Here is a 14,346-nt window from a genome sequence, read left to right as displayed (position 1 = left end):
TCATCTAACCGAAATATTTAAGTCGCATGGGGGCGCCAGGCGACGAGACAGTCGCGTTTTCCGCGATCAGGAACACAGGGGCAATATCATGCGACATAATCTTCTTCTTGGCGTGGCCGTAGCCGCGCTTATGATTCCGGCTGCGGCAAGCGCCCAGGAAACGACAGCGATTATCCGCGGCTCGGTCACCGCCAACGGCGCTCCGGTTAACAATGCAACGATTACGGTCACGGACACCTCGTCGGGCACCGTTTCACGCGCATCTACGGACTCGTCTGGCAGCTTTTCGGCATCCGGCCTGCGCGCTGGCGGTCCCTATACGATCGACGTGACAAGCGCCGCCGGCAACACTCAGATCACCGGAATCTTCACGGTTGTTGGTGCTCCTTACGATCTTCCGATCGAGGTCGGCGCAAAATCTGACAGCGGCGCTGACATCGTCGTGACCGCCAAATCAATCAAACGAGCCGGCATTACGTCGGATGGTCCGCAGACCGTCCTCAACCAACGCGACGTCAGCAAAGTCGCCTCGGTCAATCGAGACATTCGCGACATCGAACGTCGCAGCCCCTTCGCGACGTTCGACCGCAGCAGCGGCGGCGGCAGCGCCGTATCCTTCGCTGGCGTAAATCCCCGCTTCAACCGCTTCACCATCAACGGCGCGCAGGTTGGCGACAACTTCGGCCTTAACCCTGATGCCAGCCCCACCAAGCGAGGCCCGGTTCCGTTTGACGCGATCGGTCAGGTGTCGGTTTCGATCGCACCGTATGATATCCGCCAGAGCAATTTCCAGGGCGGCGTCATCGACACGACCCTGCTGTCGGGCACAAATTCCTACCACCTGAACGGTTTCTATTCGCAGAGCACCGACGGTCTGCAGGGAAATCAAATCGGCGCGCTGCCCGTCGCTTTGCCAAAATATAAGAGTGAGACCTACGGCGTTACGGCCTCGGGTCCGATCATCAAGGACAAGCTGTTCGTGATGGTTTCGTATGAAAAGAACACTGACCCCCGCCCACTCAGCCCCGGAGCGGTAAACCAGGTCCCCAATCTGACCGACGCGCAGGTAGCCTCGGTCCAGTCGATCGCAAAAAGTGTTTATAACTACGACGCCGGCGGGGTTCTTGCGATTACGAACAACCTCGACGAGAAAATCGTCGGTAAAATTGACTGGAACGTCACTGAAGGCCAGCGCCTATCGCTTACTTACATCAACGCATACGATGCGCAGGACAACCTTCAAAACAGCAGCGGATCGACGACGTCGCCTGCTCTTGGTCTCGCCTCGAACGGTTACAAGCTGACCGAACTGCTGCGTACCGGTATTGCCCAGTTGAACTCGGATTGGAGTGACCGGGTCTCGACCGAAACGCGTTTCGTTTACAAGGCCTATACGCGTGGCCAGAATCCTGAATTGGGCCGCGGCTTTGCGCAGTTCCGCGTCTGCACCGCCCCGACCAGCGTCCTTACGCCGGTTGCTGGTAACGGCGACAATGCGACCTCCTGCGGCAGCGGCAACCCGGTTGTCGCGCTTGGCCCGGACATCAGCCGTCAGACCAACGCTCTGTTCACGGACACTTATGACGGCTCCTTCCTGCTGCGCTTCAAGGCTGGGCAGCACGATTTCAAGGGCCTGTTTGAATACGCCGAGAACCGCACGACCAACGCCTTCCTGCAATATAGCGCTGGCTCCTATTACTTTGACTCGATCGCCGATTTCCAGAATCGCAACGCGAGCTCTTTCGACTATCAGAACGCACTGACGCTGAACCCGAACGACACGACGTCCAATTTCAAATATGGCGTCTACACCTTCGGCCTTCAGGACGATTGGTCCGTCACACCCGAACTGCGGCTTACCTATGGCGTCCGGTACGATCTCTATGGATCGCGCAGCCAGGTTATTAACAATCCGAATTTCTACAATCGCTATGGCTTTTCGAACACCAACAATTTTGACGGCCTGGGCGCGTTCCAGCCGCGCGTAAGCTTTAGCTACAAGCCGCTTCCGTCGCTTAGCCTGCGTGGTGGCATCGGCATTTTTAGCGGCGGTACGCCCGACATCTATTTCTCGAACTCGTACGGCAACAGCGGTTTCATCCAGAACCGTATCTCGACTGTAAACCGTGCAACGGTTGCGGCGGGGAGCACGGCGACCGCAACGTGCGCGGCTCCCTATAATACCGGTGCGAATGCTGCACTCTGCGCGATTGCTCTCAACGGTGTTACGGGGTCGTCGATCCCGGGCGCAGTCAATACATTCCTCGCCTCCAATACGGCGTCGCTTCTGACGGCACCCACGGCATCGGTAGCACCGGACTTCCGCTTGCCTTCGCAGACCCGCGCAACGCTCTCGGCCGATTACCGCCTGTTCGGGGTTGATCTGGGCGCGGACTATGTATTCTCGAAGGTCAATCAGGCCGTTACCTTCACCGATCTGCGCTCGCAGATTGTCGGCACCCTGCCGGACGGCCGCCCACGCTACACTTTCCTGCCGACGCCGGGCGCTGGCATCCAAACCGCCGATACCAACACGGACATCCAGATCGGCAACACGTCGCGTGGTCGCAGCCACATTTTCACGCTGCGCGCTAACAAAGACTTTGCATGGGGCCTGTCGGTGGGTGGCAGCTACACCTGGCAGGACGTGAAGGACGTCAGCAACGCGACGTCTTCGGTGGCAAGCTCGCTTTATGCCGCCCAAGCCTCGATTGATCCGAACAACGCCAGCTACGGCATCAGCAGCAACGAAACAAAGTGGCAGTTCAAGTATAGCGTCGGCTTCGATCACGCCTTCTTCGGCGACTATCGCACCGTCGTGCAACTGTTCGGTGAAACGCGCGCCGGACAGCATTACAGCTTCTCGATGCAGGACACTTCGACGGGTCGCTCGTCGGTATTCGGCACCACCGGGAACAATGATCGTTACCTGCTCTACGTGCCGACCGGCCTCAACGATCCGTTGGTCACCTATGCCGCGAATGATACGACAACTGCGACCGCGCTCGACAACCTCATCAACAATACGCAGTTGAAGAATTTCCGCGGAAAGATTGCTCCTAAGAACATCGCCCGGGCACGCGCTAATACCCGTATCGACCTCCATCTTGAGCAGGAACTTCCGGCCTACGTCTTCCATTCGCGGATTTCGTTGTTTGCCGACATTGAGAATCTGCCCAACCTGTTGAACAAGAACTGGGGCGGTCAATATTATACCGGCTTCCCGTACACTTCGGCGGTGGTGCAGGTAACCTGCCTCAACGCGGCGGGAGCTGCACTCACGGGTGTGGTCGGGTCGGCGACCAATCCAGCCGGGGCTTGCGCCAAGTATCAATACAGCAGCTTCAAGTCGCCGAACGAAACGGTGAACACTGCTCAGTCGCTGTACCTCATCCGCGTCGGCGCACGCTTTAAGTTCTAACGCGCTCTTACCCTAAGAAAGTTGGCCGCCGTCCCTTGGGACGGCGGCCTTTTTTTTAACTCTACGGCCCGTCCGGCGTGAACGTCAGCCCGCCCCCGCTTCCGCCACCTTCGCATAGATTGAGGTGATCGGCCGCGCGAACACCCGGCCCACCATCGGCTCGAAGAAGGACAGCGGCGCGCTGTCGTAATTCGGATCAAACGCGGCCTGATCGTATTTCTCGCAAAACTCGGCGCAGGCCTCGAAATGCGGGTGGCCGCGGTACGATTCGCGCATGTCGCGGTCGCCGCCGATGTAATGGAAGAAATAATAGCCCTGGAACACCCCGTGCGTGTTGGCGATCCAGTGCAGTTGGTCCGACACGAACGGTCGCAGCATCGCCGCGCCGATCTCGGGATGGTTGAAGGTCCCCAGCGTGTCGCCAATGTCGTGCAACAGCGCCATCACCACATAGGCTTCATCGCGGCCATCGCGGTACGCGCGCGTCGCGGTTTGCAGCGAATGTTCGAGCCGATCGACCGGGAAGCCGCCATAATCGCCGTCCAGCAACTGCAAATGCGTCAGTACGCGCGCAGGCAAGCCCTTGGCGAAATCGGCGAAATGGCCGGAGATAATGCTCCAGTCGGCCTGGGTGCCATGCTCCATCGCGCTGAAGCGCGCGCGGTCGGGCTGATGGTTCATGCGGCTCTCTCCTCTCGTCTTCCTCCCCTTGTGATGAAGCGGGAGGGCCCGCGTTATCGCGGTGGCGCGGACGATAGCGTACTTTGCGCATCGCTCCCAGCCGGGCTAAGACAGCCACATGTCGCTTCCCCCCCAACCCGCGATCCTCTCGCGGCCGTTCTTCGAGGACAAGAACCGCGCCTTCTGGACGCTGCAGGCGGCCGGGTGGACCGGCTATCTGATCCTGCGCAGCGTTTCGAGCATTTCGAACGCCAGCGACATGACCAGCATGGTGCCGGTCGTGATCGAGTCGATCGTCGGCTACAGCATCACGCTCTTGCTCTCGACGCTCTACCATTATTATCGCCGCCAGCCGCGCTTTGCGATGGCGATCCTGACGGTGCTGACACTCGCCGCCGCGACGTTGGTCTATGCCGTGCTCGACGCCTTTTCGTTTTCCTTCATCAACGCGCGTAATCCCGGGCTCAACCTCGGGCTGGTATTGGGCACGATCTTCCTCAACTTCACTGTGCTGGCCGGGTGGACCGCGCTCTATTTCGGCATCAATTTCTATCTGATCGTTGAGGATCAGATCGATCAGCTTGCCGCCCTCGAAAACACCGCATCATCCGCCCAGCTCGCGATGCTGCGCTATCAGCTCAACCCGCATTTCCTGTTCAACACGCTCAACTCCATCTCCACATTGGTGCTGCTGAAGGAGACCGAGCGCGCCAATGCCATGCTCGGGCGACTGTCCTCCTTTTTGCGCTATACGCTCGCCAACGAACCCACCGCCAATGTCACCGTTGTGCAGGAGTTCGAGACGCTGAAACTCTATCTCGAAATCGAGAAGATGCGCTTCGAGGACCGGCTGCGCCCAAGCTTCGAGCTCGACCCACGCGTCGCCAAGGCGCGGCTGCCCTCGCTGCTGCTGCAGCCCTTGGTCGAGAATGCGATCAAATATGCGGTGACGCCGCAGGAAGACGGTGCCGAAATCGCGGTGACCGCGCGGCTTGCCGGAGATCGGGTGCAGATCGTCGTATCCGACACCGGCCCCGGCTTGAACGAAAGCCGAGGACGGCCGAGCGTTTCTGCGAGCCAGCCCCTTTCAACCGGGGTCGGGCTTGCCAATATCAGGGAAAGACTGGCCCAGGCTTATGGGCCGGACCATAGATTCGAGACGCGATCGATCCCGGGGGGCGGTTTCGGGGTCGAGATCGAAATCCCGTTCCAGCTCGAGGAACCGAAGAAAGAGGCCGCATGACGATCCGCACCATCCTCGTCGACGACGAAAAACTGGCAACCCAGGGCCTCGCCCTGCGGCTGGCCGCCCATGAAGATGTGGAGATCATCGACACCTGCCAAAATGGTCGCGAGGCCATCCGCTCGATCAAGACCAACAAGCCTGACCTCGTTTTTCTCGACATTCAAATGCCCGGCTTCGACGGCTTCTCCGTCGTCCAGGGCCTGATGGAGGTAGAACCCCCGCTGTTCGTGTTCGTAACCGCCTATTCCGACCATGCGCTGAAGGCATTCGAAACCGACGCGGTCGATTATCTGATGAAGCCGGTCGAGGAATCGCGCCTCGCCGACACGCTCGACCGCGTGCGCCAGCGCCTGACCGAAAAGCGCGGGATCGAGGAGGTCGACAGGCTGAAGGAAGTGATCGCCGAGATCGCGCCGGACTCGGTCGAGACGCTCACCGATGGCGGCGAACAGGTTTCGTCCAACCGCTTCGAAAAGCTCATCAACATCAAGGACCGCGGGCAGATTTTCCGCGTCGATGTCGACACGATCGAACTTATCGAAGCAGCGGGCGACTATATGGTCATCAAGACCGGCGACAATTCGCTGGTGCTGCGCGAAACGATGAAGGATCTCGAACGCCGCCTCGACCCGCGCCGCTTCCAGCGCGTGCACCGCTCGACCATCGTCAATCTCGATTTGGTCAAAGAGGTGAAGCCGCACACCAATGGCGAATGTTTCCTGGTGCTGCAGTCGAACGCGCAAGTGAAGGTGTCGCGCAGCTATCGCGACGTGGTCGCGCGCTTCGTCCACTAAATCGCATTACCGTCACCCCGGGCTTGTCCCGGGGTCCACCCCTGCCAACAACAATCGCGCGCAGAACACGAGGACATGGTGGGTGCCGGGACAAGCCCGGCATGACGGTTATTTTGCGTTAAGCGTCGGTCTCGGCACCCTCGGCCGGCCGCTCGAACCATGCCTCGACCTCACCCGACAGCTTGAGCGTCAGCGGCTGTCCATGGCGATCGACCTTCTTGCCCAGGGCAACGCGAATCCAGCCTTCGGAGCGGCTATATTCCTCCACGTCATGGCGCTGCGCGCCCTTGAAGCGAATGCCGATGCCGCGCGACAGCGCCGCTTCGTCATAATGCGGGCTGCGCGGGTTGGAAGACAGGCGGTCGGGGGGGAGATCGGTCTCGGTCATGATTGCGGCTCATGGCGCAAAATGGGCGCGTACGCCAGATACGAAAACGGCGCGGAGCCGAAGCCCCGCGCCGTGTTGCCGATCGCTCCGCGATCAATCGCAGACGCGGACGCGGACCCAATCGTCATAATAGCGATCGTAGCGCCGCTCGATCCAGCAGCGGTCATAGCCCGCACGCGCGCGATAGGCGTAATAGCCGTCATTGGGGTAGTAACCGTGGCTGCGGTAATACCGGTCGTCATAATAACGATCGTAGCCGCGCTCGCGGTAATAGTCGTCGCGGTAGCGATCATTGCGGTTCGACGCGAGCGCCGCGCCCACTGCAAGGCCAGCGATACCCGCGACGATGGCGGTGCCGGTGCCGTCATTATGGCCATAATAGCGATGGCCCCATCCGCCACCCCAGCGCTGCGCCTCCGCCGGAGCCGCCGCCGTCAGAGCCGTCGCGCCGAGCGCCGCTGCCAGACCGATCTTCTTCAACAGGCTGTTCATCTCGAATCTCCTCACTCCAGCAGCCCTGCATGCATCTCCCTATAACGCATTGGCGGACTAGCTTGTTGCAACCAATATGCGAGTCGCCCTGAATGCGGGCGGAATGGTGTGTTTAACCGGTGTTCAGCGAAGGAAAGTCGCGATGGCCTATTGGCTGCTCAAATCCGAACCCGACAGCTACAGTTGGGATGATCTGCTGGCCGAGGGCAGTACCGAATGGACCGGCGTGCGCAACGCCGCCGCCGCCTTGCATCTGAAGGCGATGCAGGTCGGCGACCGCGCCTTTTTCTACCATAGCGGCGGTCCCAAGGAGATTGTCGGAACGGTCGAGATCGCGCGCACCGCCCGGCCCGATGGCGACGATCCGCGCTGGGTGTCCGTCGCGGTCAAACCGCTCGCCGCTTTGCCACGGCCCGTCCCGCTGGCGACGATCAAGGCAACGCCGGGGCTTGCCGATCTGGCGATGCTGCGCCAGTCGCGGCTTTCGGTATCGCCCGTGCGCGACGCCGAATGGACGACATTGCTGGCGCTGGGTGAAGGGTAAGGGTTTGATGCGGGTTCGCGCGTTGCTGTTGATCGGGGCGCTCGCGCTCGTCACCGCTGCCAAGGCACCCCCTGCCCCGCCCCCTTCCCGCGAACCCGCAATCGTGCGCGTGCGGCTGGTGACAGGCGCGGGGCCGATCGTGATCGCGCTCGATGCGCGCCATGCCCCGGCGACGGTCGCCAATTTCCTCGCCTATGTCGACGATGGCCGGTTCGAAGGCACCAGCTTCTACCGCGCGACACGCCGCAAGACCGCGCCCAAAACGGGTTTCGTGCAAGGCGGCATCGGCACCGATGCGCACCGCATGCTCGGTCTGGTGCCGCTCGAGCCGACCAGCCAGACCGGGATCAAGCATCTCGACGGCGTGCTGTCGATGGCGCGCTATGACCGCACCGATTCGGCGACGGGGAACTTCTCGATCATGGTCGGCCCCAACCCCTCGCTCGACGCGCGACCGGGCTTTGTCGGCTATGCCGCCTTCGGGCGCGTGGTTGCAGGCATGGACGTGGTCAAGCGGATGCTCGCCGAGCCGACCTCTCCGGGCGGCGAGGGAGCGTTCAAGGGCCAGTTGATGGTCAAGCCGATCCCGATCCTGCGCGCCGAACGGCTCGACGGCGTGGCGAAACCGACCGGTGCGCCCAAGGTGTGGCAAATGCTCAAAGGCGTGAAGCGCTAGAGTCTAATTTTGAGGGAGAATCCACCTCCGTTCGCCTTGAGCCTGTCGAAGGGCCCTCTCCGCAAGAGAAGGGCTCGCATAGGGCCGGGGGCGGGGCTTCGACAGGCTCAGCCCGAACGGAATTGGGATGGTCCTCTTTAAGAGGAAGCGCCCCTAGCGCCCCCGCACGCAAAAAGGGCGGGGAATGTCGCCATCCCCCGCCCCTTCCGACACGCTAAGCCGTAAGGCTTAGAAGTGCGTGATCAGGCCCATCATCGGGCGGAAGCTGTGGAAATCACCATAAGTGTTCACTTCGGCACGGATGCGGACGCCGGCATTGCCGGTGATGCCCTTCAGGCCGATGTCCTTCGGGCCGAACTCGGTGCCGATCCCGTAGGTGATGTCGCCATACTGCTTCTTGCTGGTATTGCCGGTCGAGTAGGTCGAATAATGATCGAACTCGACCCACTGATAGCCGACCTTGCCGTAGAACATGCCGCTGTCACCGGCGCGCACGCCGAAACGACCGGCTGCGCCATATTCCCAGTTGATGTTGCCAGAGACGCCTTTGGCAAGATTGCCTTCCGCACCGACGAACACCGGCCCCAGCGGCACGTTGATGCCGGCCACGCCCTGTACCAACGCGCCTGCGAGACGGTAGTTGTTGCGCAGCGAGCCATCGGCGTTCAGCGCCTGCGGGATACCGTGGTTGCGCTCGTTATCGAACTGTTCCCAGCCGCCCATCACGCCGATGTAAGGCTCGATGCCAAACGCGCGCGAGCCGTCGGGTGCGGTCGGCGTGGTGTCTGCCGGTGCGGCCGGTGCGGCGTCCTGCGCGAAAGCCGGGACGCTGGCGAAAGCCGCCAAGGCGACGGCGGCGAGTTTGAAAGTACGCATAATAATGACCTTTGTTCGACTGTTAGGGGTGCCGACGATCGCGTCGGTGTCCCGCAGCCGACCCAACAAGGGTCATCACGCTAAGTTGCACTGCAGCAAGGATAAAGTCCTGACGGCCCGTTTCGTCACATATCTGCAACAGTTTCTTGCTGCAGGATGAACGAAACGGGGGGTCTGGCGGCCCGTGCCGCGGTCGCTGCGTTCAGGCCTTGTGCGCGTAAAGCGAGCACCAGCCCGATGGCGCGATATCGCCCGCAACCAGCTTGCACGCCTTGGGGGCTTGCCACTGGAGGCAGGTGTCGCACCGCGCCTTGCCCTTGGGTTGGGGCTGATAATGGACAGCCTTTTGCGGCAGCTTGGTCGCGGCGGCGGCAGGTGCGGCGGCGACAGCGCCCACCAGCAACGCACCGCCCCCGGCCGCCGCAAGCGACAAGAGCCGACGACGCGACAAATCGGTGGATTTCGGATCGGTGGACATAGGTGCTCCTGTGGTGTTCGTGCGCTGGCAACGGGAACCGTCGCCATCGCGAGTGCAGCGCGACGGCGACGCGCCCCCGCGCGCGCTATGCGCCCTGCGGCGGAGCAAGCGAAAGCTGCGGAAGTTACTTATTGGGTGCCGCGTGGGCACCGATTAGGGCATCGCCCCATCCCCGCTCCGTCGCCGGCGATTTCTTCCACCGAGCGCCAAAAGCAGCGCAGCGCGTCAGCCCTGCCCCGCCATACCCCCAAACAAAAAGGCCGGACGCTGTCGCGCCCGGCCCCGGTGTTACCACGCTCTCGCGTCGCTTACGACTGCTTCGCCCGCGCCGCGCGCTTGCGCTCGTTCGGGTCGAGGTAGCGCTTGCGCAGACGGATCGACTTGGGCGTCACTTCGACCATTTCGTCATCGTCGATATACGCAATCGCCTGTTCCAGCGTCATCTTCTTCGGCGGAGTGAGGCGGATCGCATCGTCCTTGCCGCCCGAAGCGCGGAAGTTGGTCAGCGCCTTGGTCTTCATCGGGTTGACTTCGAGATCATCCGGCTTGGCGTTTTCGCCGACGATCATGCCCTCGTACAGCGCCTCGCCGTGCCCGACGAACAGGATGCCGCGCTCTTCGAGCGGCCCTAGCGCATAGCTATTCGCTTCGCCCGCACCGTTCGAGATCAGCACGCCGTTCTTGCGGCCTTCGATATTGCCCTTGTGCGGGCCGTAACGCTCGAACAGGCGGTTCATGATGCCGGTGCCGCGCGTGTCCGACAGGAACTCGCCGTGATAGCCGATCATCCCGCGCGACGGCGCGGAGAAGGTGATGCGCGTCTTGCCGCCGGTTGACGGACGCATGTCGGTCAGCTCGGCTTTGCGCAGGTTCATCTTCTCGACGACGGTGCCCGAATATTCCTCGTCCACATCGATGATGACCGTTTCATATGGCTCGGTCTTCTTGCCGTCCTCATCTTCCTGGAACAGCACGCGCGGACGCGAAATGCCCAGTTCGAAACCCTCACGGCGCATCGTCTCGATCAGCACGCCAAGCTGAAGCTCGCCGCGACCGGCGACTTCGAAGCTGTCCTTGTCGGCGGCTTCCACCACCTTCACGGCGACGTTCGATTCGGCTTCGCGGAACAAACGGTCGCGGATCATGCGGCTGGTCACCTTGGTGCCCTCACGCCCCGCCATCGGCGAATCGTTGACGGCAAAGCGCATCGACAGCGTGGGCGGATCGATCGGCTGTGCGTGCAGCGGCTCGGTCACGGTGATGTCGGCGATGGTGTTGGCGACGGTCGCGACGGTCAGACCGGCGAGGCTGATAATGTCGCCTGCCTTGGCTTCGTCGACCGGCACGCGGTCGAGCCCGCGGAACGACATGATCTTGGAGGCGCGACCGGTCTCGATGATCTTGCCATCATTGTCGAGCGCGTGGATCGGCTGGTTGACCTTGACCGTGCCCGAATTGACGCGGCCGGTGAGGATGCGGCCGAGAAACGGATCGCGGTCGAGCAGCGTGACGAGGAAGGTGAACGGCACGCCGGCCACTTCCACGGCGGGTGGCGGAACGTGGCTGATGATCGTCTCGAACATCGGGATCAGCGTGCCTTCGCGCGCGTCCATGTCGGTCGAGGCATAGCCGTTGCGGCCCGATGCGTAGAGCACGGGGAAATCGAGCTGCTCGTCATTCGCGTCCAACGACACGAACAGGTCGAACACTTCGTCCAGCACTTCCTGGATGCGCGCGTCGTTGCGATCGACCTTGTTGACCACGACGATCGGCTTCAGGCCCAGCGCCAGCGCCTTGCCGGTGACGAACTTGGTCTGCGGCATCGCGCCTTCCGACGAATCGACCAGCAGGACGACACCGTCGACCATCGACAGGATGCGCTCCACTTCGCCGCCGAAATCGGCGTGGCCGGGGGTATCGACGATGTTGATGCGCACGCTCTCGGTTTCGCCCGGCGGAGTCCAGTCGACCGAAGTCGGCTTGGCGAGAATGGTAATGCCGCGCTCTTTTTCGAGGTCGTTCGAATCCATCGCGCGCTCTTCGATGCGCTGGTTGTCGCGGAAGGTGCCGGACTGGCGGAAGAGCTGATCGACCAGAGTTGTCTTACCATGATCGACGTGTGCGATGATGGCCACGTTGCGGAGGCTCATGTCTGTCTCGTTACAAAATCGGGAAAAGGATCGCGTGCCCCTAGCCGAAACGGTGCGGTGCAACAAGGCCGGGCAACACACTGTGCTGCCCGGCCCGTTTCGATCAAGGCTGAACGAAGTGCGGCGATCAGAACTTGCCGCTGACTTCGACGCCGTAAACGCGCGGTTCGCCACGGATATAGGTCGGAATACCGAAACCGCCACCGGTGTTGCCCGCGTCGATCAGATATTTACGGTCGAGCGCATTGCGGGCGAAACCGCCGATTTGATAACGCCCGCCCGCCAGCTCGACGCCCGCCCGGACGTTGACCAGTGCATAGCCGCCCTGGCTGATCGCCTCGGAATTGGGCAGCTCGAAATATTCCTTGCTCTGATAGGTGGCCGAGGGCGTGGCGTAGAAGGTCATGCTTCCGGCCGGAACGCGCAAGGTCGCGCCGCCCGAAGCGCTATATTTCGGCTGCAGGCGGAACTGCGCGCCCGAATAGACGCCATAGGCCGGGTTATTGGCGATCTTGCCATCGACATAGGCAAAGTTGCCGAACAGCTGCAGCAGCGAATTGACCCGCCAATTGCCCTCCAGTTCGACGCCGGGGTTGCGCGCCTTGCCCGCGCTTTGCGTGGTGGTCTTGCCCGCGCCGTCGGTAACGGTCACCTGGAAGCCGTTATAATCCTGGTAGAAGACGCCGAGCGATCCGCTGAACGCGCCGATCTTGGCCTTGATACCGGCTTCGTAATTCCACACGACTTCGTCGGGCACCACTTGCAGGCTCGGCACCGCCACGCCACCCGAAGTCGCCGCGGACAATTGCACCACCGGCGAGCGGCGGCCTTTGCTGATCGTGGCATAAAGGTTGATGCCATCGGTCAAACGATACAGCGCGTTGAAGCGCGGCAGGATCGCCGAGAAGCTGCGCTGCGCAGTGAACTTAACGCCGCCCGTGCTGACCGTGGGCAACAACGGCACGCCGGCAAGCACCGAATTGGGCTGCACCGAGCTGTAGCCCGACTTGCGCTTCTCGATCAGGATGCGCGCACCGGCGGTGAGTTCGAGCCGCGGGGTCGGCAGCCAGGTGCCGTCGGCGAAGACCGAATAGGTGTCGTTGGTGCCGTAGTTGGTGAAGACCGAGGAATACGGAATTGCGGTCGCCGCGCCGCGCGTCAGCAGCGCGGTCGCCCCCGCCGCGGCAACGGTGCCATTCGGCAGGACGCAACCCGGGCCGCTCGGAATGCCAGCCGCGAGCAAGGCGGCGCGCGTCCCGGCGGGCAAGGCACCGGCGCAGGTCAGATAGGTGCCCTCTTCGGTCGAGAAGGGCACGCGCTGCAGATTGTTTTCGAAGAACGCGTTCCAGCCGAACGACGCGCGGTAGGTGTCGCCGGTGAAGTTGAAGCGGCCTTCATGGCTATATTGGTCGCCGCGCGCGTCCTCGGCAAATTCCAGATACCAGGCCGGGCCGCCATCGGCGTCGAACACTTCGTTGCTGTTGAACTTGCGATAGCCGTTGACGGTGGTGAAGGTGACACCTGGGGCCAGTTCCGCCGTCAGCGTGAAGTTCGCGTCATAGACGTCACGCTTCAGGCCGAGCTTGGAGCCCCCCAGCACTTGCGCACTATAAGGCGAACCCGACAGTTCGGCGTAGCTATAGTCGCCGCCATTGCCGCCGGTCGGCGCTTGCGCGCGCGAGCGGAACGCCGTGCCAGGGTTGCGCTGGCCGTCATAGGTCAGCACCAAAGTGGCGGTAAGCGCATCGGTCGGTGCCCAGCGCACCGAACCGCGAATGCCGCGCTGATCCTGACCATTGAGATCGTCTTGCTTGGTCTTGCCCTGATTCTGGTTGGGCACATTGGGGTCACCGGCGATGTTGCGGACAAAGCCGTCATGATATTTGTAGGCGAAGGCGAGACGCGCCGCGAGCGTGTCATTGCCGACATTGACGAAGCCCGAGACCTGGCCGCGATTGTAATTGCCGTAGGACGCAATGATCCCGGCCGAGGTTCCAGCCCTTGGCCGGGCCGAGATGATGTTCACCGCGCCAACTGCCGAGGCGGTGCCGAACAGCGTTGCCTGCGGCCCCTTCACGACTTCGATCCGCTCCAGATCGAACAGATCCTGATACGCGCCACGCGTGCGCGAAATATCGACGCCATTGTAATAAAGCGAAACGCGCGCGCCCTGCTGCGCCGAGCCGCTGTCCGAGGTGATGCCGCGGATCACGAAGCCGGGGTTATTGTCGCTCTGCTCCTGGATACGCAGGCCCGGGATATACATCGCGACTTCGGCGAGCGAATTGACACCAAGCTCCTGCATCTTGGCACCGGTCACTGCCGTCACCGTAATCGGCACGTCCTGGAGCTTCTGCTCGCGCTTCTGCGCGGTGACGATGATGTCACCGCCTTGCGCATCGGGCGTCTCCGCAGCGGTAGCCGACTGGGCGAGTGCCGCCGTTGACGAACAACCGAGGAGAACGCCCGCAAACGCGAGCGAGAAGGAACGACGCATCGATAACCCCTTTTGTTTTACACACTTTGTTGCGGTGCGGTATCGGCACCTCGCGTCGGATTCGGGTCTTTATCGTGACGATTGCGTGACAATTGGTGTATTA

At 61.9% G+C, this 14,346-nt stretch carries 12 protein-coding genes; 5 read left to right on the top strand and 7 right to left on the bottom strand.

All coding sequences use genetic code 11. The features are described from left to right. The first annotated feature begins 88 nt into the window (after positions 1-88). Complete coding sequence (locus tag EJC47_RS11700; protein WP_126847840.1) at positions 89-3,421, top strand: TonB-dependent receptor; 3,333 nt, start codon at positions 89-91, stop codon at positions 3,419-3,421. 84 nt (positions 3,422-3,505) lie between these two features. On the opposite strand, the gene EJC47_RS11695 is transcribed toward EJC47_RS11700, so the two are convergent. Then, the gene (locus tag EJC47_RS11695; protein ID WP_126847838.1) at positions 3,506-4,102 is read right to left on the bottom strand and encodes an HD domain-containing protein; all 597 of its coding nucleotides are present in this window, start codon (positions 4,100-4,102) and stop codon (positions 3,506-3,508) included. A gap of 118 nt (positions 4,103-4,220) precedes the next feature. Between EJC47_RS11695 and EJC47_RS11690 the strand changes: the two genes are divergently transcribed. Beyond that, positions 4,221-5,345, top strand: coding sequence for a sensor histidine kinase (locus EJC47_RS11690; protein WP_126847836.1), 1,125 nt, complete (start codon positions 4,221-4,223; stop codon positions 5,343-5,345). Then, on the top strand, positions 5,342-6,142 hold the full coding sequence (locus EJC47_RS11685) for a LytR/AlgR family response regulator transcription factor (RefSeq protein WP_010404257.1): 801 nt from the start codon (positions 5,342-5,344) through the stop codon (positions 6,140-6,142). Before EJC47_RS11690 ends, EJC47_RS11685 begins: the two co-directional genes overlap by 4 nt. A gap of 118 nt (positions 6,143-6,260) precedes the next feature. On the opposite strand, the gene EJC47_RS11680 is transcribed toward EJC47_RS11685, so the two are convergent. After that, on the bottom strand, positions 6,261-6,530 hold the full coding sequence (locus EJC47_RS11680; protein ID WP_033965580.1) for a DUF3297 family protein: 270 nt from the start codon (positions 6,528-6,530) through the stop codon (positions 6,261-6,263). 93 nt (positions 6,531-6,623) lie between these two features. Next, the gene (locus EJC47_RS11675; RefSeq protein WP_033965581.1) at positions 6,624-7,022 is read right to left on the bottom strand and encodes a hypothetical protein; all 399 of its coding nucleotides are present in this window, start codon (positions 7,020-7,022) and stop codon (positions 6,624-6,626) included. Positions 7,023-7,164: 142 nt separating this feature from the next. Here EJC47_RS11675 and EJC47_RS11670 point away from each other — a divergent pair, with 142 nt between their 5' ends. Continuing rightward, positions 7,165-7,566: an EVE domain-containing protein gene (locus EJC47_RS11670; RefSeq protein WP_126847834.1), complete on the top strand. Its 402-nt coding sequence runs from the start codon at positions 7,165-7,167 to the stop codon at positions 7,564-7,566. Between the two features lie 7 nt (positions 7,567-7,573). Then, positions 7,574-8,242: a peptidylprolyl isomerase gene (locus EJC47_RS11665; RefSeq protein ID WP_126847832.1), complete on the top strand. Its 669-nt coding sequence runs from the start codon at positions 7,574-7,576 to the stop codon at positions 8,240-8,242. 228 nt (positions 8,243-8,470) lie between these two features. On the opposite strand, the gene EJC47_RS11660 is transcribed toward EJC47_RS11665, so the two are convergent. The 4 genes from EJC47_RS11660 to EJC47_RS11645 form a co-directional block, all read right to left on the bottom strand. Next, complete coding sequence (locus tag EJC47_RS11660) at positions 8,471-9,118, bottom strand: outer membrane protein (protein ID WP_033965583.1); 648 nt, start codon at positions 9,116-9,118, stop codon at positions 8,471-8,473. 202 nt (positions 9,119-9,320) lie between these two features. Continuing rightward, the gene (locus EJC47_RS11655) at positions 9,321-9,596 is read right to left on the bottom strand and encodes a hypothetical protein (protein WP_126847830.1); all 276 of its coding nucleotides are present in this window, start codon (positions 9,594-9,596) and stop codon (positions 9,321-9,323) included. Between the two features lie 308 nt (positions 9,597-9,904). Next, positions 9,905-11,746, bottom strand: a complete 1,842-nt coding sequence (gene typA / locus EJC47_RS11650) for a translational GTPase TypA (RefSeq protein WP_033965586.1) — start codon at positions 11,744-11,746, stop codon at positions 9,905-9,907. A gap of 127 nt (positions 11,747-11,873) precedes the next feature. Then, a complete protein-coding gene (locus EJC47_RS11645) occupies positions 11,874-14,243 on the bottom strand; it encodes a TonB-dependent receptor (RefSeq protein ID WP_126847828.1) in 2,370 nt (789 codons plus the stop codon). Positions 14,244-14,346: the final 103 nt, after the last annotated feature.

Source organism: Sphingomonas sp. TF3, assembly GCF_003985085.1.
Lineage (GTDB): Bacteria > Pseudomonadota > Alphaproteobacteria > Sphingomonadales > Sphingomonadaceae > Sphingomonas.
Note: the sequence above shows the minus strand (reverse complement) of the source record. Positions and strands in the feature narration are given on the sequence as shown.

Coding starts and splice junctions, on each gene's coding strand:
- EJC47_RS11700 (WP_126847840.1), top strand. CDS start 89: ATGCGACATAATCTTCTTCTTGGCGTGGCCGTAGCCGCGCTTATGATT.
- EJC47_RS11645 (WP_126847828.1), bottom strand. CDS start 14,243: ATGCGTCGTTCCTTCTCGCTCGCGTTTGCGGGCGTTCTCCTCGGTTGT.
- EJC47_RS11680 (WP_033965580.1), bottom strand. CDS start 6,530: ATGACCGAGACCGATCTCCCCCCCGACCGCCTGTCTTCCAACCCGCGC.
- EJC47_RS11670 (WP_126847834.1), top strand. CDS start 7,165: ATGGCCTATTGGCTGCTCAAATCCGAACCCGACAGCTACAGTTGGGAT.
- EJC47_RS11685 (WP_010404257.1), top strand. CDS start 5,342: ATGACGATCCGCACCATCCTCGTCGACGACGAAAAACTGGCAACCCAG.
- EJC47_RS11665 (WP_126847832.1), top strand. CDS start 7,574: ATGCGGGTTCGCGCGTTGCTGTTGATCGGGGCGCTCGCGCTCGTCACC.
- EJC47_RS11695 (WP_126847838.1), bottom strand. CDS start 4,102: ATGAACCATCAGCCCGACCGCGCGCGCTTCAGCGCGATGGAGCATGGC.
- EJC47_RS11660 (WP_033965583.1), bottom strand. CDS start 9,118: ATGCGTACTTTCAAACTCGCCGCCGTCGCCTTGGCGGCTTTCGCCAGC.
- EJC47_RS11675 (WP_033965581.1), bottom strand. CDS start 7,022: ATGAACAGCCTGTTGAAGAAGATCGGTCTGGCAGCGGCGCTCGGCGCG.
- EJC47_RS11655 (WP_126847830.1), bottom strand. CDS start 9,596: ATGTCCACCGATCCGAAATCCACCGATTTGTCGCGTCGTCGGCTCTTG.
- typA (WP_033965586.1), bottom strand. CDS start 11,746: ATGAGCCTCCGCAACGTGGCCATCATCGCACACGTCGATCATGGTAAG.
- EJC47_RS11690 (WP_126847836.1), top strand. CDS start 4,221: ATGTCGCTTCCCCCCCAACCCGCGATCCTCTCGCGGCCGTTCTTCGAG.